The following is an 18,751-nucleotide window of genomic DNA, read 5'->3' as shown; positions in this document are numbered from 1 at the left end:
GTCATGCAGCCTGCTTCCATCCTGGTGGTCGATGACGATCCCGCCATTCGCTCGGTCATTACCTTCGCCTTGGAAAAGGCAGGGCATCGCACGCGTGCCGCCGGCGACGGAAGGGAAGCGCTCATCCTGTTTGCCGCCGAAGCGCCCGACCTCGTCGTTCTCGATATCGGCATGCCGGAGATGGATGGATTCGCCGCCTGCCGCGAAATCCGCAAGACCAGCGAAGCGCCGATCCTGTTCCTGTCGGCGCGCGACGAGGAAATCGACCGGATACTCGGTCTCGAACTCGGAGGCGACGATTACGTCACCAAGCCCTTCTCACCGCGCGAGCTGGTGGCGCGCGTCGCCGCCATTCTGAAACGCAGCCTCGGGGCTTCGAAGCCGAAGTCCGAAGCCCGGCGCCTCGGCCGTGGCGTCGTCTCGCTCGACCCCGATGGCTATCGTACCTTTGTCGGCGAGCGGCCTGTGGCGCTTACGGCCCAGGAATTCGCCATTCTGCGTGCCCTGATGAGCCGCCCGAACCAGGTATTTGACCGTCGGCGAATTCTGGAAACGGCCTGGCCCGACGCTATCCACGTCTCCGACCGTACCGTCGACAGCCACATCCGCAACATCCGCGCCAAGCTCGGGGCAGCCGGTTGCGCCACGGCCATCGAAACGGTGCATGGCGTCGGTTTCCGGCTCGGCCCTTGCGCGGCGGCATCGTGAGCGCGCCGGCGCCGCGGGTGCGGCAAAAGTGGCGGCCGCGTCTCAGCCTGATCATCGCCTCCGTCCTGGCGCTGGTGGCCTGCCTGCCGCTCGGCAGCGTCGTCTTCTTCCGCATCTACGATAACCAGCTGGTCCGCCAGACCGAGGCCGAGCTGATCGCCCAGAGCGCCGCCATCGCCGCGCGGATCGGCGCCGAGCTCTCGGCTCGTGCTCCTGCCGGCCTGCGGCTTGGGCCGCCGGTTCGGGCGGGCACGCCGAATGCCGACGGTCTCGCTGCCATTTCGCCTCGGCTCGATCTTGCCACCGACGAGGTGTTGCCGCCGCGCCCCGAAGCGATGCCCGCCGCCGGCACCGCTCATTCGGCTCTCGCCGACCTTGGTCTTCGTCTGACGCCGGAGCTGGCGGCGATCAGCGCGGCGACGCTGGCCGGCTTCCGCATCCTCGACGCCGACGGTATGGTGGTGGCTGGCGGTGATGAGGTCGGGCAGTCGCTGGCCACCTTGCCCGAGGTAGCCGGCGCGTTGGCCGGACACTACCGGTCGGCGCTGCGGCGGCGCGTGTCCCGACATCCGGTGCCGGCCCTCGATTCGATCAGCCGGGGCACCGGCGTCCGCGTGTTCGTCGCCCTGCCGGTCGCCGTCGACGGGCGCGTTGCCGCCGTCGTCTACGCCTCGCGCACGCCGGCCGATGCCCTCAAGCAACTCTATCAGGAGAGATACAGGATCGGATTGGCGCTGCTGTGCGTGCTGGCGGCAACGTCGGCCATCGGCTTCGTCTTCCACCGCACCATCATGGGGCCGATGCAGGCGCTGATCGCGCGCACCACGGCGATCGCCGGCGGTGACCGCGCCTCGCTGAAGCCGCTCGACCATCACGGCACGGCGGAATTCGCCCGCCTTTCCCAGAGCTTCCTCGACATGGCCGCCAGCCTCGCGGCCCGCTCGGATTATGTCGCGACCTTCGCCGCCCATGTCTCCCACGAGCTGAAGTCGCCGCTGACCGCCATCTCCGGGGCGGCCGAACTGCTGGCCGACGACGCCTCCGAGCCGGCCATGACGCCCGCCCAGCGCGCCGACTTCCTCGCCGCGATCCGAGCCAATGCCGACCGGCTTGGCGCGCTGGTGAGCTGCCTGCGCGATCTCGCCCGCGCCGAGACCATGCCGACCGCCGGTGCCTGCCGGCCGACCGAGGCAATCGCGCTCCTGCGCGACGACAAACCGAAAGTGGCGATCGAGGCGACCGGCGAGCTCGACCGAAGCGTCGCCATGTCGACCGAAACGCTTGCCCTCGTTCTCGGCCACCTTATCGACAATGCGGCGCGGGCCGGCGCCGGACGCGTCACCATCTCGGCAGCGTCGGCAGCCGGCCGGCGCGCCATCGTCGTTGCCGACGACGGTCCCGGCATCTCGCCGGCCAACCGCGCGCGTATCTTCGATCCCTTCTTCACCACCCGGCGCGCCGACGGTGGTACCGGCATGGGCCTTTCCATCGCCCGCGCCATGGTGACGGCCCACCGGGGCAGTCTCGATCTCGTCGACAGTGGCAAGGGAGCCGCCTTCCGGATCGATCTGCCCGCGACCACCGATCCGACATAACTGTCACCCGTCTATAGCGCATCAAGTGGACCGTTCTCGCAGAGGGAGGTCCTTCCCACCGCGAAGGCCATCATGTCCCCGTAATCAAAATTTCATGAAATCGACGTCTGCAATTCAAATTGCAGACCTATCGATCCTGCATGAACACCAAGCCCCAGCTCCCCGGCTTTCTCGGCGCCGTGCTTTCCCAGAGCGGCGCCCGCCTCACCGAAGCCGACGTGCGCCTGATCGACGTGCTGCTGCAGGACCCGCTGCGTGCCGCCATGGAAAACGGCAAGGACGTTTCCTCGCGCGCCGGCCTCCATCCCGCCGCCGCCGTTCGCCTCGCCCAGCGCCTCGGCTTCGCCGGCTACCCGGAATTTCGCGCCTTTCTCCAGAGCAACCTGGTCGAGGGCACCGGCGATTTCGAGAGTGGCTCGGCCCGCATCGCCGCCCGCCTGATCCGGGCGAGCGAGAGCAGCGCCCTGTCTCTGGTGCTGGACAGCGAGATTGCCGCCCTTCAGCAGTTGCGGGCCGCCGTCACCGACGACGGCATCCGCACCTTCGCCAAGGCCATCCGCGGCGGCCGCCGCGTCTTCGTCCTCGGCCGCAGCCACGCCGCGACGCTGGCGGCGCTGATCGCCATGCGCCTCAGGCGGTCCGGCTACGACGCCGTCGACCTCTCCGCCGTCACCCACCAGATGTCCGAGCACCTGGTGCCGCTGTCGGCGGGCGACGTGGTCTGGCTGCTGGCCTTCCGCCGCCCGTCACCGGTCGTGCTCGAAGTGCTGCGGCTCGCCCGGCGGCGCGGCGCCACCGTTCTCGCCCTGACCGACGTCGGCGGCACCCGCCTCGATCCGGCGCCGGACCACCTCATCGCCGCCTCGCGCGGCGGACCGGGCGACTCCCAGTCGCTGGTCGTGCCGATGACCATCGCCAACGCCGTCATCCTCGATCTCGCCGCCATCGACGACGGCAAGTCGTTCAAGGCGCTGGAAGACTTCCGGGCATTCCGAAACGAGCTGCCGGCCATGATCGGCCGATAGAACTATCGTCGCCATCAACGGTCAAATAAAACCGGAATTTAAAATAACGTCACAATAAAAATGTAGTATAAAATAGCAATACTCGACAACAACGCGAAATACAGGCCGCAACGATTGCCGTTTATTGCAAATCACAACATAAACGCTATCGGAGGCATCATGTCCAGTCGCTTCGCATCGACCGTTCTAGCCAGCCTTGTCCTTCTGGCCAGCACAATTCTCCCGGCATCGGCGGCGGTGACCGTCAAGTTCTGGCACAGCTTCAACAAGGAAGGCGGTGAGGCTCTCGACAAGATCATCGCCAGCTTCGAGGCCGCCAATCCCGACGTCGACGTGGAGGCCGAGTTCGTCGGCAACTACAACGACATCGTCGCCAAGCTGCAGGCCGCCATCCCGGCCAATCGCGCGCCCGACGCCGTCATCCTGGAAGTCACCCGCTACGGCCTGTTCGCCGACCGCGGCGTGCTCACCGACCTGACGCCCTATTTCGACGCCGACCCGCTCAAGGACGACCTCTACGGCTACGCCCGCGAAATCGGCGTCTACAAGGGCAAGAACTATATCGTGCCCTTCAACTCGTCGACGCCGGTCCTCTACTACAACAAGGACATCTTCGCGCGCGCCGGCTACACGGCCGAGCCGCCGCTCAAGACCTTCGACGACATCCTTGCCGTGTCCAGGACCATCACCGACAAGCTCGGCGCCGACGGCATCACCGGCATCGCCGCGCCCGGTCAGTTCGCCCGCTGGGGCCTCGTCATGGGCAACGACAGCGAACTGATCGATTCCAAGACCAACGACATCCTGCTCGACACCCCCAACACCATCGATGCCTACAAGTGGATGTCGTCGCTGGTCTACGAGCACAAGGTCGCCTCCGCCGACGGCGTGACCGAGGAAGACAACGGCCGCGACGCCTTCCTGGCCGGCAAGGTCGGCATCATGCTGAATTCCACCGGCAACTACGGCGGCTCCAAGAAGGCGCTGGGCGACAACCTCGTCGTCAAGCCCATGCCCTGCAACAAGGTCTGCTCGGTTCCGATCGGCGGCGCCGGCATCGGCATCCTCGCCTCGTCGCCGAAGGACGTGCAGGACGCCGCCTACAAGTTCATCAGCTACGCCGCCTCGCCGGAAGCCAACGCCACCTGGTTCGCCGCCACCGGCTACCTGCCGATCAACAAGAAGAGCGCCGCCCTGCCGGTAGCCGCCGAGGCGCTGAAATCGCAGCCGGGCATCGACGTCGCCATCGAGCAACTGCCGTTTGCCCATGGCCGCGCCCGTCCGCCGGTCGTCACCTGGATGCGCACCACCGAATACAAGATGTGGGAAGCGATGGCGCTCGGCCAGCGCGGCGTCGAGGAGACGATGAAGGACTTCGCCGCCCAGACCCGCGCCGAAGCCGCCCGCCAGTAAGCGCGTTCCCCAGCGTCCCACGCCTGTCGCGGCGGCCCCTTTTGGGGGCCGCCGTCACCGCAAGCCCGGCCGGACCCATGCTTCGCAAGCTCACGCCCTACCTGTTCGTCGCGCCGCTGATCGCCTTCATCGCCGTCTTCACCTACGTGCCGATCGTCAGCAGCCTCAATCTCAGCTTTCGGGAATGGGACTTCCTCACCCCGAACATGCCCTTCGTCGGCCTCGACAACTATCGCGAACTGCTGAGCAAGCGCGACTTCTGGGCATCGCTCCACGTCACCGCCGGCTTCGCGGCGATCTCGGTGCCGCTGCGCCTCGCGCTGGCGCTGTTGATCGCCAGCTACCTGACGCGCGAAACCCTGGTGTCGCGCCTGTTGCGCGGCGCGCTGTTCCTGCCCTACGTCACCTCCACCGTGTCGATCGCCGTGGTGTTCTCCTGGGTGTTCTCCACCGACTACGGCATGGCCAACGCGGCGCTCCGCTTTTTCGGTGTCGCCAAGGTGTCCTGGCTGCAGGACCCGACCCTGGCGCTCTGGGTGCTGATCTTCGTCAACACCTGGAAGCAGCTCGGCTACGACGTCGTCATCTACATCGCCGGCCTCCAGGCCATCCCGCAGGAACTCTACGACGCCGCCGCCGTCGATGGCGGCCGCCCCGGCCACGTCTTCCGGCGCGTCACCATGCCGCTGGTCATGCCCACCACCTATTTCCTGCTGGTCATCTCGGTGATCGAGGCCTTTCAGGTGTTCACCATCGTCAACGTGATGACGCGCGGCGGCCCGGCCGGCGCCACCGACCTCCTCGTCAACCAGCTCTACCGCATCGGCTTCGTGCTGTTCGACATCGGGCAAGGCTCGGCGCTGGCGGTCATCCTGTTCGTGCTCCTGGTGGCGCTGGCGCTGATCAAGTCCCGCATCCTCGGCAAGAGGGTCCACTATGAAGCCTGACAACCCGATCCTCGCGGCGGCGGCGCTGGTTGCCGGCCTTCTCTTCCTGTCGCCGGTGCTCTACTCGATCTTCATGTCGTTCCAGACCGCTGACGCCTACTACCGGGGCGGGCTCGACTTCACGCTCGACAATTACGGCCGCGCCATCGGCCAATATCATTTCGCCCGCTATCTGATGAACAGCCTGATCGTCTCCGGTTGCGTGACGGTGATCGCGCTGACCGTCTCCACCATGGCCGCCTTCGCCTTTGCCCGCTTTCGCTTTCCGGGCGGCGACCTGCTGTTCGCGGCGACGGTCGCCACGCTGATGATCCCCAGCCACATCAGCCTGATCCCCAACTACCTGACGCTGGCCAAGGCCGGCCTGCTCGACACCTATGCTGGGCTGATCCTGCCGGCCATCTCCAACGGTTTCGCCGCCTTCTTCCTGCGCCAGTACATTCGCGGCATCCCCAGGGCGCTCGACGAGGCCGCCTACATGGATGGCGCGACGCCGTTGCAGGTGCTGTGGCGGGTGATCGTGCCGCTCAGCCGACCGGCCATCTTCTCCATGGGGCTCTACGTCTTCCTCACCGAATGGAACAACTACATCTGGCCGCTGGTCGCCATCGGCAAGGACGACCTTTACACGCTGCAGATCGGCCTCGCCCGGCTCTATCGCGTCAACCCCGGCGAAGGCCTGGTCGACTGGCCGCTGGTGATGGCCGCCTCCACCATCACCATCATTCCCGTGCTGTTCGGTTTCCTGCTGGTCGAACGGCATCTGGTGCGCGGCATCACCATGGGCGCGGTCAAATGACGACGGCCCACCCACGCAAATCGGATTTTTCATCAAGAAGGACCAGACCATGACACGCATCGCCTCGCATCGCGGCGGGACGCTGGAATTCGGCGACAGCACGCCGGCAGGCTTTGCCGCGACGGCCAGGATGCCGGTCGAGGAGGTGGAGTTCGACGTCCATCCGACCGCCGACGGCGCCATCGTCATCCATCACGATGCGACGCTCGACGGCACCACCGACCGCAGCGGTGCCATCGCCAGCCTCAGCGAGGCCGAGGTCAGGGCGGCGACCATCAATTACGGCCAAGGCGGCCACCCGCTGACGCTCACCGAACTCTGCGCGATCTTCCGCGACAGTGCGGTGGATTTCCGTTGCGAGATCAAGCCCGGCGCCGATGGCCGGCCCTATGCCGGCTTCGTGCCGCGCGTCGTCGAACTGCTCGACCGCGAAGCCATGCTGGAGCGGACGATCTTTTCGTCCTTCCTGGTCGCCTCGCTCGACGACATCCGGGTGGCAACAAACCGGCCGCGCCTCTGGCTGGTCAGCCCGCCGGTGCTGCAGCAGCTCGGCGCGGCGGCGGTGATCGAGGTGGCCAGGGCGCACGCCATTCCCGAGATCGGCGTTCACATCGACACCGCCGACGCGGCGCTGAGAGCCGAGGTGACGACGGCGGGGCTCGATTTCGGCTGCTGGGCCGCTCACACGGCCGCCCAGATCGGCAGGGCGCTCGATCTCGGCGTCAAGGTGTTCACCTCCGACCGGCCAAGTCTGGCCATCGCCATCCGCGACGGCGCGATCAGGGAGAGCGGGGCATGAGCGGCATCACGCTTCACGATATCCGCAAGGCCTATCCGGGCGGACCGGAGGTGCTGCACGGCGTGTCGCTGGACATCCGGGCCGGCGAGTTCGTGGTCGTCGTCGGGCCGTCGGGCTGCGGCAAGTCGACGCTGCTGCGCCTGATCGCCGGCCTCGAGCGCTGCGACCGGGGCGAGATCGTCATCGGCGGCCGCCGCGCCAACGATCTGGCGCCGCAGAACCGCGACATCGCCATGATCTTCCAGAACTACGCGCTCTACCCCCACATGACGGTGCGCCAGAACATCGCCTTCGGGCTGGAGCTGCGCGGCATGCCGAAGGCCGAGCGCAACGCCCGCGCCGAGGCCGTCGCCCGCACGCTGCAGCTCGAAGCCTATCTCGACCGCAAGCCGGGCGCGCTCAGCGGCGGCCAGCGGCAGCGTGTGGCGATGGGACGGGCGATGGCGCGCAACGCCTCGACCTTCTTGATGGACGAACCGCTCAGCAATCTCGACAACGCACTGCGCGTCGCCATGCGCACCGAGATCAAGGAACTGCACCGCGCGCTCGGCGCCACCATCGTCTACGTCACCCACGACCAGACCGAGGCGCTGTCGCTGGCCGACCGCATCGCCGTGCTGAAGGACGGGCACCTCCTGCAATTCGGCACGCCGGCCGAGATCTACGATACGCCGGCCGACATGTTCGTGGCCGGCTTCCTCGGCACGCCCGCCATGAACTTCCTGCCGCTCGACCGCCTTTCGCCATCGCCCGTTCCGCCCGGCCGGACGATCGGCCTCCGGCCGGAGGCGATCCGCGTCCATGCCGACGAACCGTCGGGCCTCGCTCTGCCGGCCAAGGTGCTGCTGTCGGAGATGAACGGCGCCGAGCTGATACTGCACTGCGAAACCGACGCCGGCCGCGTCACCGCCATCGCACCCCGCCACGAGTTCTCGTTCCATCCGGCCAGGGTCTGGCTCGGCTGCGACATGTCGCGGGCGCACGTGTTCGACAGCCGGACGGGTCTCAGGCTGGAGCATGCTGCCATGGAGGTCTGACCGGGCGGGGCGAACCGGCTGAAAGTCCGTCGAACATTGGCGATGCGGATCGGCCATCCACTCGAAATCGTTCATTTCTGGTCCTTGGTTGCGGCGACGAACGCGCCAGCGACGCCACCCGACGGATAGCGTCCTCGCCCCAAGAGATCGGCAACGGCTGTTCCGTCCGGCACGGCGGAGCTTTGCGGCAGCGGGCCCAGCGCGCGCGCCACTTCTCGCGCCGGAAGACGACCGACCATATGGGCGACGCCAGCTACACTGACGTCGCCAATAATTGATTGTTGCCTTTAGTGGCACTCAAACTATATTTTGGAAATTCCTATTTATTAAGAACTGCTCCATTGGACTCGATCACGTCCTTATACCAGTGGAATGACTTCTTCCGGGTGCGATTCATAGTGCCATTGCCGTTGTCGTCGCAATCAACATAGACGAAGCCGTAGCGCTTGCTCATCTGGCTGGTCGATAGCGACACGATGTCGATGCATCCCCACGGCGTGTAGCCCATGACGTCGACGCCTTCGGCAATGGCGGCGGCGATGGCCAGGATGTGGTCGCGGAAATAAGCGATGCGATAGTCATCGTGAATGCTGCCGTCCGGCTCGACGGTATCGCGGCTGCCCAACCCGCTCTCGACGATGAACAGCGGTTTGCGGTAGCGATCGGAGAGATCAATCAGCGCGTGGGTCAGGCCGACCGGATCGATCTGCCAATCCCATTCCGAGGTCGGCAGGTAGGGGTTCTTGACCCCCGTCGTCAGATTGCCGCCGACCTTCTCGCGCCGCTCGGCGTCGACGCTCGACACCATGGACATGTAGTAGCTGAACGACACGAAATCGACGGTGTACTGACGGATGATCTCCTCGTCGCCGCGCTCCATCACCACGTTGACGCCGTCGCGCTGCCAGGCCAGCCGCCTGTGCTGCGGATAGGCACCGAACACCTGGACGTCGGAATAGAACAGGTTCTCGCGGTTGTCCTTCAGCGCCAGCAGGCAATTCTCGGGCGCGCAGGTCTCGGGATAGGTCAGCCGACGGGTCACCATGCAGCCCATTTGCGCGCCGGGAATGATTTCCCGCATCTGCCTGGTCGCCAGCGCCGAGGCAACGAACTGGTGGTGCATCGCCTGCCACAGGGCTTCCTCGCGCTTCTCTTCGGGGATGCGGTCGGTCAGCACGCCCATGGTCGAGAACGGGTGGCGGAAGGCGCTGTCGATCTCGTTGAAGGTCAGCCAGTACTTGACCAGATGGCGGTAGCGGCGGAACACCGTCTCGCTGAAGCGCAGGAAATGGTCGATGACGGCGCGGTCGCACCAGCCGTTGCCGAGTTGCGCCAGATGAAGCGGCATCTCGTAATGGTGCAGCGTGACCAACGGCTCGATGCCGCGTTGCCGCATTTCCGTGAACAGGCTCTCGTAGAACTGGAGGCCCTTCTCGTTCGGCTCCGTTTCGATGCCCTTCGGAAAAATGCGCGACCAGGCGATCGAGGTGCGCAACACCTTGAAGCCCATTTCCGCGAAGAGATCGAGGTCCTCGCGATAGCGGTGGTAGAAATCGATGCCACGCCTTTTCGGATAGAGGTCGATGTCGTCGCTAGCCATGGCGGCGGCGACATCCTCGCTCGATATGGCATGTTGCGCCTTGTAGTCCTTGAGGTCGACATGCGCCTTGAACAGGGAACAGTCGGCGACGGACGGTCCCTTCCCGTCGACGTTCCAGGCGCCTTCGGCCTGGTTGGCGGCAATGGCGCCGCCCCACAAGAAACCTTCCGGGAAAAGCACGGACGACATGGGGATACCCTCGGTTGGATTACGGTTTCGGTCCGGAAACGGGCGCCGCCGACATCGCTCCGGATGCCGGCGGCGGGTCTGGTCAGGTCACTTGGCCGGTTGGGCCGCCGGCGCCTCCTCCTCGATGCCGAAGATGAAGGTCAGTGCCGCGGTGATGAAGAAGGACATCGCGATGCCGATGAGGTAGTAGACGAAGGTTTCGCCGAAGAAGGCCGGCAACGTAATGATCGACGGGAAGATGTAGGCGTAGGCCTTGACCGACATCGCCCCCATGAAGGCGCCGCCGATGCAGCCGCCGATGGTCGCGGCGAGAAGCGGACGCTTGTAGCGGATGGAGATGCCGTAGACGATCGGCTCGGTGATGCCACCGAACAGCATCGGCATCAGGCACGACAGGGCGAACGCCTTGGTCTTCTTCTGCCGGGCGCGCAGGAACACGCCGAGCGCCACGCCGCCCTGGGCGAAGGTGGCGCAGGCGATCGGCGGGCGGATGATGTCGTGACCGAAGGTGGCGAAATTATTCAGCATGATCGGCACGACGCCGAGATGGACGCCCAGGATGACGAGATAGGTCCAGCCGGCACCGATCACCGCGCCGAGGAGCAACCCGGACGTACCGCTGAGGTAGGTGACGAGCTTGGCCAGGCCGCTGGCGACATAGACACCGAACGGACCAATGGCCATCGCAGTCAGCGGCACCATGATCAGAAGCGACAGCATCGGCACGATGAACAGGGCGAGATTCGCCGGCACGTATTTCTCGAGTTTGCGGTGCACCCAGGCATAGACCAGGATCGACACCACGGCCGGCACGATGGTCGAGGAGTAGTTCATCATGACGACCGGCAGGCCGAAGAACGACACGATGTCGCCGGGCGCCGTCATTAGGCCGGTGAAGCTGGGTTCCATCAGCGCGCCGACGATGATGAGCGCGTTGATGACCGGCACGTTCAGTACGCGCGCGGTGGAGGCGGCGAACAGAAGCGGCAGGAAGTAGAACGTGCTGTTCGACGCCGCGAACAGGATCTTGTAGCTCGCCGACGCCGGATCGATCCAGTTGAGGCCGGCGGTGCCCAGGATGACCAGTAGCGCCTTCAGCATGCCGGCACCGGCCAGCGCCGGGATCACCGGCGACACGATCGACTGGATGAACGCCAGAATCTTCTGGGTCATGGTCCGTTTGTCGGCGCTGGTAGTGTCGGCGGCGGTTTCAGCGGCAGTCGCCTCAACGGCGCCGCCGCCCTGCTGCGGCAGCAGGGCGGCAACCACCTCGTAGACCTCGGGCACGCGCGGACCGATCACGACCTGGAACTGGCCGCCGCTCTCCACGATGGTCAGCACGCCTTCGCGCCGTGCCAATGCCTCGCGATCCGGCTTGGCCGAATCCTTCAGGCGAAAGCGCAGGCGGGTGGCGCAATGAGCGGCCGAGACGATGTTGTCCGGTCCGCCGACGAGACGCACAATGTCCTGCGCGAGCCCATCGAAGCTGTTGCTCATGATGTTGTTCTCCACTCTTCAGGGCTGCCGTTTGGATGCGCCGAGGCAAGACTTTTCCGTTTGCGCCATCGACGATGGCGCAGGCGAACGAACCGGCAGGGTAACGTGAATAGACGGGCGGATTTCGTCAGGCCGTTTGCGGCCGCGGATCCTCCGGCTGGTAGGTCATGCGCTGGATGTGCAGCGCTATGTAGACGATCTCATCATCGTTGATGCTCCATCCCATCTTCTGCGTGAGGTGGCGGGTGACCCGCTCCGCACATGCGTAGGCATGCGGTTCTTGCTCGCGGATCGATTTCGCAAGTTCGGCGATGAGCGGCGCATGTCGCCCGCCGCTCAGGTGGCTGAGGAAAAGGTAGCGCAGGTGCGTCGCAAAACGGGCACAGCCGAGCGATGTCATCGCATCGTCAGCCAGACCATATTCGGCCTTGATGATCGCCAGAATCTCGCGGATCAACTGGACGGTCCGCATGGCCTCGGCCATCTGGTCGGCGCCAATCTGCGCATTGACGAAGTGGAGCGCCAACGGCACGATCTCCGCCGCCGGCAGCCGGACACCGGTGCGTTTTTCGATAAGATCCAGTCCTTGCGAGCCGAGGTTGACCTCCCGCACGTAAAGGAGCCGAACTTCCCATTCGAGGGGATTGTCGAAAGTCTGTCCCAAGGCGTGACGCTTGATCGCGATGGAGATGTGGTCGGCGAGGGCGACGAGCACGCGCTTGTCCAAATCCAGCCCGAACCCGGAGCCCAGCGACAGGATTTCCTCAGCGACGGCGATATGGTCCTGCGGGATGCTGGCAACCATTTCGGCGAACTCCTCCGGCGTGTCGGAGGGTTGGGGGATGAACCTGCGGTCGACCAGCGCCGCATCGATGCGGCCGGTGGCATTGGCGTTGAAGGCGATGCCGCGCCCCTGGACAACGACCTCGCGCCCCTTTTCGTCGAGCACCAGCGCCACGTTGTTGTTGAACACCTTGACCACCTTCATGGGGCTCACCCTCCCAGGCGTTTTCCGCCGTCATGTCCTGGTCTTCGCCAGGACATGACGGCATTCGAGGATGGTTTTCGACCGACTTTCTCTCCCTCGATCGCGCAGCACGGTCCCACCAAACCGGCTGCCGGAACGTACAAGACAAAAAAAAACCTGACCCCGGCCAGTTGGCCAGACTCAGGTTTTGCCCGCCGAAGCGGTCACAATCCATCTCCGTCTTGTTAGCCGGCCTCGGGTCGGTTGGCAATACCGTTCGACATCAGACTAAAGGCGATCAGGATTTGCCCGATATCATCCATGGGAAATACGTCATACTACTTACATAACGGTGCGCCGGATTGACATCAGGCCAACGTTGCTCCGAAATAACAGCAGCGGCAGTCGTTCGCCGCAAACCATACAGGGTGTCACCGCGTCAGCGGGCAAAACCTGAGTTCGGCCATTCCGTGGGCCGGCTCGGGTTTTTTTGTGCGCGTTGTCTGCCGGCCGTGGGGATGGAGAGAATGACGATGGACAGGTTTCCGGCAGGCTTTCTCTGGGGCGGCGCGATTGCCGCGAACCAGGCCGAGGGAGCATGGAGCGAGGACGGCAAAGGGCCGGCAATCCCCGACGTCGTGCGTGGCGGGTTCGCGGCCGGGACTGCGGACCCGGAGATCGTATCGGAACGCTATTATCCGAGCCACGAGGCGGTCGGCTTCTACCACCGCTTCCGCGAGGATCTCGATCTTTTCGCCGAAATGGGCTTCAAATGCTTTCGGACGTCGATAGCTTGGAGCCGCATCTTCCCCAACGGCGACGATGCCGAGCCCAATCCCCAAGGGCTGGCATTCTACGACGCGCTGATCGACGAACTCCTGGCGAGGGGCATCGAGCCGGTCATCACGCTGTCGCATTACGAGACCCCGCTCCACCTGCTGCGTGCCTATGGCGGCTGGTCGAATCGCAGTCTCGTCGGCTTCTTCGAGCGTTACGCGCGGCTCGCCTTTGAACGCTGGGGAGGGAAGGTGCGCTGGTGGATGGCGTTCAACGAGATCAACAATGCCCACACCATGCCGCTCGCCGCCGCCGCGCTCGAGTTGCCGGCGGACATGGCCCCGGCGGAGCGCGCGCGGCGCATCTATCAGGCGGCGCACAACATGTTCGTCGCCTCGGCCCTCGCGGCGAAGGCGCTGCGCGAGATTGCGCCTGCCGCGCGGATGGGGGCGATGCTGTCGCTGAGCGGCGTCTACCCTAAGACGTGCGCACCGGATGACGTCCTGGCGACCATGCAGTTGCGCCGCCGCTCGCTGTTCTTTTCCGACGTGCTGCTGCGCGGCGCCTATCCCGGCTACGCGCGTCGGATCTTCGATGAATTCGGCGTCCGGCTCGACATCGCCGACGGCGACCTGGGTCTGATCGCGGCGAATACCTGCGACTATCTTGGCTTCAGCTATTACCGCACCACGGCATTCCGAGCCGGTCTGCCGATTATTGGTCACACCGGCGGCGTCCTCGGGGTCGAAAATCCGTACCTTCCCAAGACGGAGTGGGGCTGGCAGACCGATCCGACCGGCTTCCGCTACGTGTGCAACGAATTGTGGGACCGCTATCAGAAACCGCTGTTCGTGGTGGAGAACGGCCTCGGCACCGCCGACGCGCCCGGACCGGACGGAGCGATCGACGACCAGTACCGCATCGCCTATCTCGAGGCGCACCTGAAGGAACTGGCCGAGGCGATCGCCGATGGCTGCGACGTGGTCGGCTACACCTGGTGGGGGCCCATCGACATCGTCTCGGCCGGCACTGGCGAGATGAAGAAGCGCTACGGGTTCATTCATGTCGACAAGGACAACGACGGCCGGGGGACGCTGAAACGCACCCGCAAGGCCAGTTTCCACCGCTACAAGGAGATCATCGCCACCAATGGCGCCTGCCTGTTCGAGGCGTGAGGCGCAGACGCCCTTCCACATCCGGATGGGCCCCTTCCGCGTGGTCTGACTGCCGCGTTATGGTTGCAAGTCCCAGAGGTTCTCGACGTGTCCGTATTGCAGTTGTTCTCCCCCTTCGCCGGTCGCGCGCTGCCGCTGACCGCCTCGCCCGATCCGGTCTTTGCCGGTGGCCTCATCGGTGACGGACTCGCCATCGATCCCGAAGTCGGCGAACTACGCGCGCCCTGCGCCGGGATCGTCGCCTCGTTGCAGGCGAGCGGCCACGCGCTGACCATCCGGAGCGATACCGGCGCCGAGATCCTCCTCCACATCGGCGTCGATACGGTCAATCTCGGTGGCGCCGGCTTCACGCCTCTGGTTCGCGAGGGCCAGCATGTCGCAACGGGCGAACGGCTGATTGATTTCGACCTCGCCGCCATGAGGCCAAAGGTGGCTTCCATGGTGTCCATGATGGTGGTGGCGAACGGCGAGGCTTTCGGGGTCGCATCGGTGGTTACCGATCGCCCGGTCGGGTTTGGCGATCCGATCATGACCGTGGCAGCCGTAGGTGATACGGTTGGGACATCGGCCAACAGCTCAGAGGCCGCCGAATTCTCTTTGCCGCTCAAGATCGCGCACGGTCTTCACGCCCGCCCCGCCGCCCAGTTCGCCAACGCCGCCAAGGCCCACGCCGGTGCGGTCCATGTCACCGCCAACGGCAAGACCGCCAACGGCAAGAGCGTCGTTGCGCTGATGGGTATCGGAACCCGCTTCGGCGATATTCTCAATGTTCGCGTCGAAGGACCTGGTGCCGACGCAACCGTCGACACGCTTCTTGACCTCGTCCTTTCGGGGCTCGGCGATCCGATCGCCGACGGTCCGGCACCGGAAGCGGATGTGGCGGCCCTGGCGGCTAGAACTTCGGGCGATGCACCGGTGAAGCCGTTTCGGCCGGGGACTGCCGTTGCCGTGCGTGGCCGCTCGGCAGTTGCCGGCCTCGCCGCTGGTCGGATCGTGCGCCGGTATCATGATGCGCGCAATCTGCCGCGCGACGGTACTGGGATCAGCATCGAGCGCGATCGTCTGGCTGCCGCCCGCGCCCGGGTGCTGACCCGTCTTTCGGAAGAAACCGAAGGGCCGCGTGCGGCCGTTGCCGCCGCCCATCGCGAGATTGTCGACGACCCGGCTCTCGTCGAGGCTGCCGAGGCGGACATCGCCGCCGGACGCTCTGCCGAATGGGCATGGAACGCCGCCTGCCTGGCTCAGGCCGACATGCTGGCAGGTCTCGCCGATGCGCGCATGGCCGAACGTGCGGCCGACATGCGCGATGTTGCCGGCCAGGTCGTCGCCGCGCTGGCTGGCCGTGACGCTGTTTCCGGCCTCGCCGATCTACCCGCCGGTTCGCTCGTGCTCTCCGACGAGATCCTGCCTTCCGAGACCACCGGCCTCACCCCCGGTCATATCGGCGCCATCCTGATGCGCGACGGCGGCCCCACGTCTCATGCGGCCATCATCGCCGCTGGCCTTGGGATTCCCACCATCGTTGCACTCGGCCCGGAGGCCGACCGCATTCCCGACGGCGCCGAAGTCATCGTTGATGCTGGGCTGGGTACCGTGACGGTCTATCCGACCGAAGCCGAGCTCGCGGCCGCGCGGAGCCGCATCGCCGGCGATGCCGGGCGCAAGGCGTCGCAGCGTGCCAACGCTCAGGCCGAATGCCGTCTCGCCGACGGCACGCGGGTGGAGGTGTTCGCCAATCTCGGCCGCGTCGGCGAGGGAGCGCTGGCTGTTGCGGAAGGAGCGGAAGGCTGCGGCCTGCTGCGCTCGGAATTCCTGTTCCTCGATCGGACGAGCGCGCCGTCCGAGGACGAGCAACTGGCTCAATACCAAGCCATCGCCGACGAACTCGGCGGGCGGCCGCTGATCATCCGCACGCTCGACGTCGGCGGCGACAAACCGTTGTCCTACCTGCCGCTGCCGAAGGAGGAGAACCCGTTCCTCGGGTTGCGCGGCATCCGCGTCGGACTGATCCGACCGGAGCTTCTCAGGACCCAGTTGCGCGCCATCCTGCGCGTAAAGCCCTACGGCGTGGCGCGCATCATGGTGCCGATGGTCGCCTCCGTCACGGAGATGATCACCGTTCGGACGATGGTAGAGGAGGAACGGCTGCGGCTCGGCCGCGTCGAGCCCATCCAGTTGGGGGCGATGATCGAGATTCCGGCGGCGGCGGTGGCAGCCCGACAACTGGCGGAGGTCTGCGACTTCTTCTCGATCGGCACCAACGACCTGACGCAATACGCGCTGGCCATGGACCGGGGCAATCCGGCCGTGGCGGCGGGCGTGGACGCGCTGCATCCCGGAGTCCTCGGTCTTATCCGGCTCGCCTGCGAAGGCGCCGGCGCGCATGGCCGTGTCGTGGCGGTCTGTGGAGGGGCGGCCTCCGATCCGTCGGCGGCGCCGATCCTGGTTGGCCTCGGCGTGCGCGAGCTTTCTGCCGCTCCAGCCGCCATCCCGGAGATCAAGGCGGCGCTCGCTGCTTTCACCGTCAACCAGTGCCAGGCGCTGGCCGAACGGGCAGTGCAGGCGCAGGGCGCTGAGGAGGTCCGCGCGTTGACGGGCGCAAGCGCGTGAGACGCAAGGAAAAGATTGAACTCACGGTGGTGCGGAATTGATACCAACCGCACTCTGCGCCTACGGTCATCCCGGTTGGCGCGGCAACCATTCTCGGTCCAAAGGTTACTGATTGACGCGATACTTTACCTACCCTCGACTAACCCGTTGTTGCCGAGGTCAGCGACTGACCGGCCGACGGCCGCCGGAGATGGTGGTCCGACGCGCCCTGGAAGGCGTGCACAGCGGCGAGGATCGCCATCTCGCTGTCGTGGGGGCCGATCAATTGGCCGCCGACCGGCAGGCCGGCCGTATCGAAGCCGATCGGGAAACTCGCCGCGGGCAAGGCGGCCAGGCTGGCAAGGCAGGTGAAGCGCATGTTGCCGGTAAGCGTGCTTTCCTCGCGGCCGCCGAGCATCACGGTCGCCTGACCGATCAACGGAGCGGTAAAGGGCAGCGTCGGCGTCAGCACCAAGTCGTGATCGATGAAGATCCGCTCGAACTGCCGCCTGAGCAGCGTGCGGTAGCGCTGGGCCTGAATGTACTCCTCGGCGGTAAAGGCAAGGCCGGCCTCAAGCAGGATGCGGACGTCGTCGCCGTAGTCCTCCGGCCGCGTCCGCACCCAGTCGGCGTGGATGGCGCTCGGCTCGGCGGCATCGACGATCACCTGCGCGTCGACGGCAATGTCGAGATCGGCGAGGGAAACGGGATCCACGACGGCGCCGAGCGCTTCGAACTGGCGGAGCGCGTCGCGAAAGGTGGTCTCGACGTCCGTTTGCAACGCCGCGAAGGCATAGGGGGTGGGCACGGCGATGCGCTTTCCGGATAGCGAGGCCGGCCGGCCGGCGGCGGCAAAGCCGGCCGGTACGCTCTCGCCGCAGAGGGCAGCGTGGACGATGGCGCAATCGGCGGCGCTCGGGGCGATGGGGCCGACGGTATCCATGCTCCAGGCGAGCGGAAAGATGCCGCCCGTCGACAGGCGGCCGACGCCCGGCCGAAGCCCGGTGAGGCCATTCATCGACGCCGGCAGACGGATGGAGCCGCCAGTATCCGTGCCGAGAGCGGCAAAGACCGCGCGGGCGGCGACGGCGGCGCCCGATCCGCCGCTCGAGCCGGCGGGAATGCGGTTACGGTCCCAGGGATTGCGGCACTGGCCGAAATGCGGGTTGGCGGTGGTGCCGCCCCAGGCGAATTCGTGCATGTTGGTCGCGCCGATGATGATGGCGCCCTGTCGTTTCAGCGCCTGCGTCGCGTCGGCATCGGTATCGGCGATCCGATCGGCAAGCAGCTTGCTGCCAGCGGTCATACGCTTGCCGGCGACGGCGACGTTGGCCTTGACGGCGACCGGGATGCCGTGCAGCGGCCCAAGATCGCAGCCGTTGGCGATCAGTGCCTGGTGAGCGCGGGCGAGCGCCTTGGCATGGTCGGCGTAGATCTCGGTGAAGGCCGCAAGATCGGCGATGGCGTCGGCCTGCGCCAGCGATTGCTCCACGAGATCGGGAACGGAGACGGCACCGGCCCTGAGGCCGCTGGCCGCCGTGATGATGGAGAACTCTGGCGCGCCGGTGTGGACAGTCATGAGATTTCCCGAAGCTGGTCTGGAGCATCCGCCCGAAAATTCGTACGGCGGGCGG

General features: G+C 65.9%; 14 protein-coding genes. 10 read left to right on the top strand and 4 right to left on the bottom strand.

All coding sequences use genetic code 11. The features are described 5' to 3' along the window. Positions 1–3 precede the first annotated feature (3 nt). The 8 genes from CJ014_RS04910 to CJ014_RS04875 all read left to right on the top strand — a co-directional run bounded on the left by CJ014_RS04910 (position 4) and on the right by CJ014_RS04875 (position 8,323). Positions 4–708, top strand: coding sequence for a response regulator transcription factor (locus CJ014_RS04910; protein ID WP_100079426.1), 705 nt, complete (start codon positions 4–6; stop codon positions 706–708). Further along, positions 705–2,303 (top strand): sensor histidine kinase, encoded by a 1,599-nt coding sequence (locus CJ014_RS04905; protein WP_207765670.1) that lies wholly within the window; start codon positions 705–707, stop codon positions 2,301–2,303. The genes CJ014_RS04910 and CJ014_RS04905 overlap by 4 nt, the downstream gene beginning before the upstream one ends. Before the next feature lie 140 nt (positions 2,304–2,443). Beyond that, the gene (locus tag CJ014_RS04900) at positions 2,444–3,328 is read left to right on the top strand and encodes a MurR/RpiR family transcriptional regulator (protein ID WP_100079425.1); all 885 of its coding nucleotides are present in this window, start codon (positions 2,444–2,446) and stop codon (positions 3,326–3,328) included. A 159-nt stretch (positions 3,329–3,487) separates the two neighbouring features. Then, positions 3,488–4,741: an ABC transporter substrate-binding protein gene (locus CJ014_RS04895; protein ID WP_100079424.1), complete on the top strand. Its 1,254-nt coding sequence runs from the start codon at positions 3,488–3,490 to the stop codon at positions 4,739–4,741. 77 nt (positions 4,742–4,818) lie between these two features. Continuing rightward, entirely contained in the window at positions 4,819–5,688 is an 870-nt protein-coding gene (locus tag CJ014_RS04890) for a carbohydrate ABC transporter permease (RefSeq protein WP_100079423.1), read from the top strand. After that, entirely contained in the window at positions 5,678–6,487 is an 810-nt protein-coding gene (locus CJ014_RS04885) for a carbohydrate ABC transporter permease (RefSeq protein WP_100079422.1), read from the top strand. Before CJ014_RS04890 ends, CJ014_RS04885 begins: the two co-directional genes overlap by 11 nt. Before the next feature lie 49 nt (positions 6,488–6,536). After that, positions 6,537–7,286 (top strand): glycerophosphodiester phosphodiesterase family protein, encoded by a 750-nt coding sequence (locus CJ014_RS04880; RefSeq protein ID WP_100079421.1) that lies wholly within the window; start codon positions 6,537–6,539, stop codon positions 7,284–7,286. Continuing rightward, positions 7,283–8,323 (top strand): ABC transporter ATP-binding protein, encoded by a 1,041-nt coding sequence (locus tag CJ014_RS04875; protein WP_100079420.1) that lies wholly within the window; start codon positions 7,283–7,285, stop codon positions 8,321–8,323. Before CJ014_RS04880 ends, CJ014_RS04875 begins: the two co-directional genes overlap by 4 nt. 319 nt (positions 8,324–8,642) lie before the next feature. Here CJ014_RS04875 and CJ014_RS04870 read toward each other — a convergent pair whose 3' ends face one another. The 3 genes from CJ014_RS04870 to CJ014_RS04860 all read right to left on the bottom strand — a co-directional run bounded on the left by CJ014_RS04870 (position 8,643) and on the right by CJ014_RS04860 (position 12,597). Continuing rightward, a complete protein-coding gene (locus CJ014_RS04870; RefSeq protein ID WP_100079419.1) occupies positions 8,643–10,112 on the bottom strand; it encodes a glycoside hydrolase family 1 protein in 1,470 nt (489 codons plus the stop codon). An 87-nt stretch (positions 10,113–10,199) separates the two neighbouring features. Beyond that, positions 10,200–11,609: a PTS transporter subunit EIIC gene (locus tag CJ014_RS04865; RefSeq protein ID WP_100079418.1), complete on the bottom strand. Its 1,410-nt coding sequence runs from the start codon at positions 11,607–11,609 to the stop codon at positions 10,200–10,202. 127 nt (positions 11,610–11,736) lie between these two features. Then, on the bottom strand, positions 11,737–12,597 hold the full coding sequence (locus CJ014_RS04860) for a PRD domain-containing protein (protein WP_100079417.1): 861 nt from the start codon (positions 12,595–12,597) through the stop codon (positions 11,737–11,739). Between the two features lie 506 nt (positions 12,598–13,103). Here CJ014_RS04860 and CJ014_RS04855 point away from each other — a divergent pair. Together CJ014_RS04855 and ptsP are read left to right on the top strand one after the other, a co-directional pair. Continuing rightward, positions 13,104–14,528 carry a glycoside hydrolase family 1 protein gene (locus CJ014_RS04855; RefSeq protein WP_280952320.1) on the top strand — a complete coding sequence of 475 codons (1,425 nt, stop codon included), beginning with the start codon at positions 13,104–13,106 and terminating at the stop codon, positions 14,526–14,528. A gap of 87 nt (positions 14,529–14,615) precedes the next feature. Then, positions 14,616–17,138 carry a phosphoenolpyruvate--protein phosphotransferase gene (gene ptsP, locus CJ014_RS04850; protein WP_100079415.1) on the top strand — a complete coding sequence of 841 codons (2,523 nt, stop codon included), beginning with the start codon at positions 14,616–14,618 and terminating at the stop codon, positions 17,136–17,138. Between the two features lie 139 nt (positions 17,139–17,277). On the opposite strand, the gene CJ014_RS04845 is transcribed toward ptsP, so the two are convergent. Further along, the gene (locus CJ014_RS04845; RefSeq protein WP_100079414.1) at positions 17,278–18,696 is read right to left on the bottom strand and encodes an amidase; all 1,419 of its coding nucleotides are present in this window, start codon (positions 18,694–18,696) and stop codon (positions 17,278–17,280) included. Positions 18,697–18,751: the final 55 nt, after the last annotated feature.

Source organism: Pleomorphomonas carboxyditropha (assembly GCF_002770725.1).
In the GTDB taxonomy this organism is placed as follows: domain Bacteria; phylum Pseudomonadota; class Alphaproteobacteria; order Rhizobiales; family Pleomorphomonadaceae; genus Pleomorphomonas; species Pleomorphomonas carboxyditropha.
Note: the sequence above shows the minus strand (reverse complement) of the source record. Positions and strands in the feature narration are given on the sequence as shown.

Coding starts and splice junctions, on each gene's coding strand:
- CJ014_RS04910 (WP_100079426.1), top strand. CDS start 4: ATGCAGCCTGCTTCCATCCTGGTGGTCGATGACGATCCCGCCATTCGC.
- CJ014_RS04900 (WP_100079425.1), top strand. CDS start 2,444: ATGAACACCAAGCCCCAGCTCCCCGGCTTTCTCGGCGCCGTGCTTTCC.
- CJ014_RS04895 (WP_100079424.1), top strand. CDS start 3,488: ATGTCCAGTCGCTTCGCATCGACCGTTCTAGCCAGCCTTGTCCTTCTG.
- CJ014_RS04890 (WP_100079423.1), top strand. CDS start 4,819: ATGCTTCGCAAGCTCACGCCCTACCTGTTCGTCGCGCCGCTGATCGCC.
- CJ014_RS04885 (WP_100079422.1), top strand. CDS start 5,678: ATGAAGCCTGACAACCCGATCCTCGCGGCGGCGGCGCTGGTTGCCGGC.
- CJ014_RS04880 (WP_100079421.1), top strand. CDS start 6,537: ATGACACGCATCGCCTCGCATCGCGGCGGGACGCTGGAATTCGGCGAC.
- CJ014_RS04875 (WP_100079420.1), top strand. CDS start 7,283: ATGAGCGGCATCACGCTTCACGATATCCGCAAGGCCTATCCGGGCGGA.
- CJ014_RS04870 (WP_100079419.1), bottom strand. CDS start 10,112: ATGTCGTCCGTGCTTTTCCCGGAAGGTTTCTTGTGGGGCGGCGCCATT.
- CJ014_RS04865 (WP_100079418.1), bottom strand. CDS start 11,609: ATGAGCAACAGCTTCGATGGGCTCGCGCAGGACATTGTGCGTCTCGTC.
- CJ014_RS04860 (WP_100079417.1), bottom strand. CDS start 12,597: ATGAAGGTGGTCAAGGTGTTCAACAACAACGTGGCGCTGGTGCTCGAC.
- CJ014_RS04855 (WP_280952320.1), top strand. CDS start 13,104: ATGACGATGGACAGGTTTCCGGCAGGCTTTCTCTGGGGCGGCGCGATT.
- CJ014_RS04845 (WP_100079414.1), bottom strand. CDS start 18,696: ATGACTGTCCACACCGGCGCGCCAGAGTTCTCCATCATCACGGCGGCC.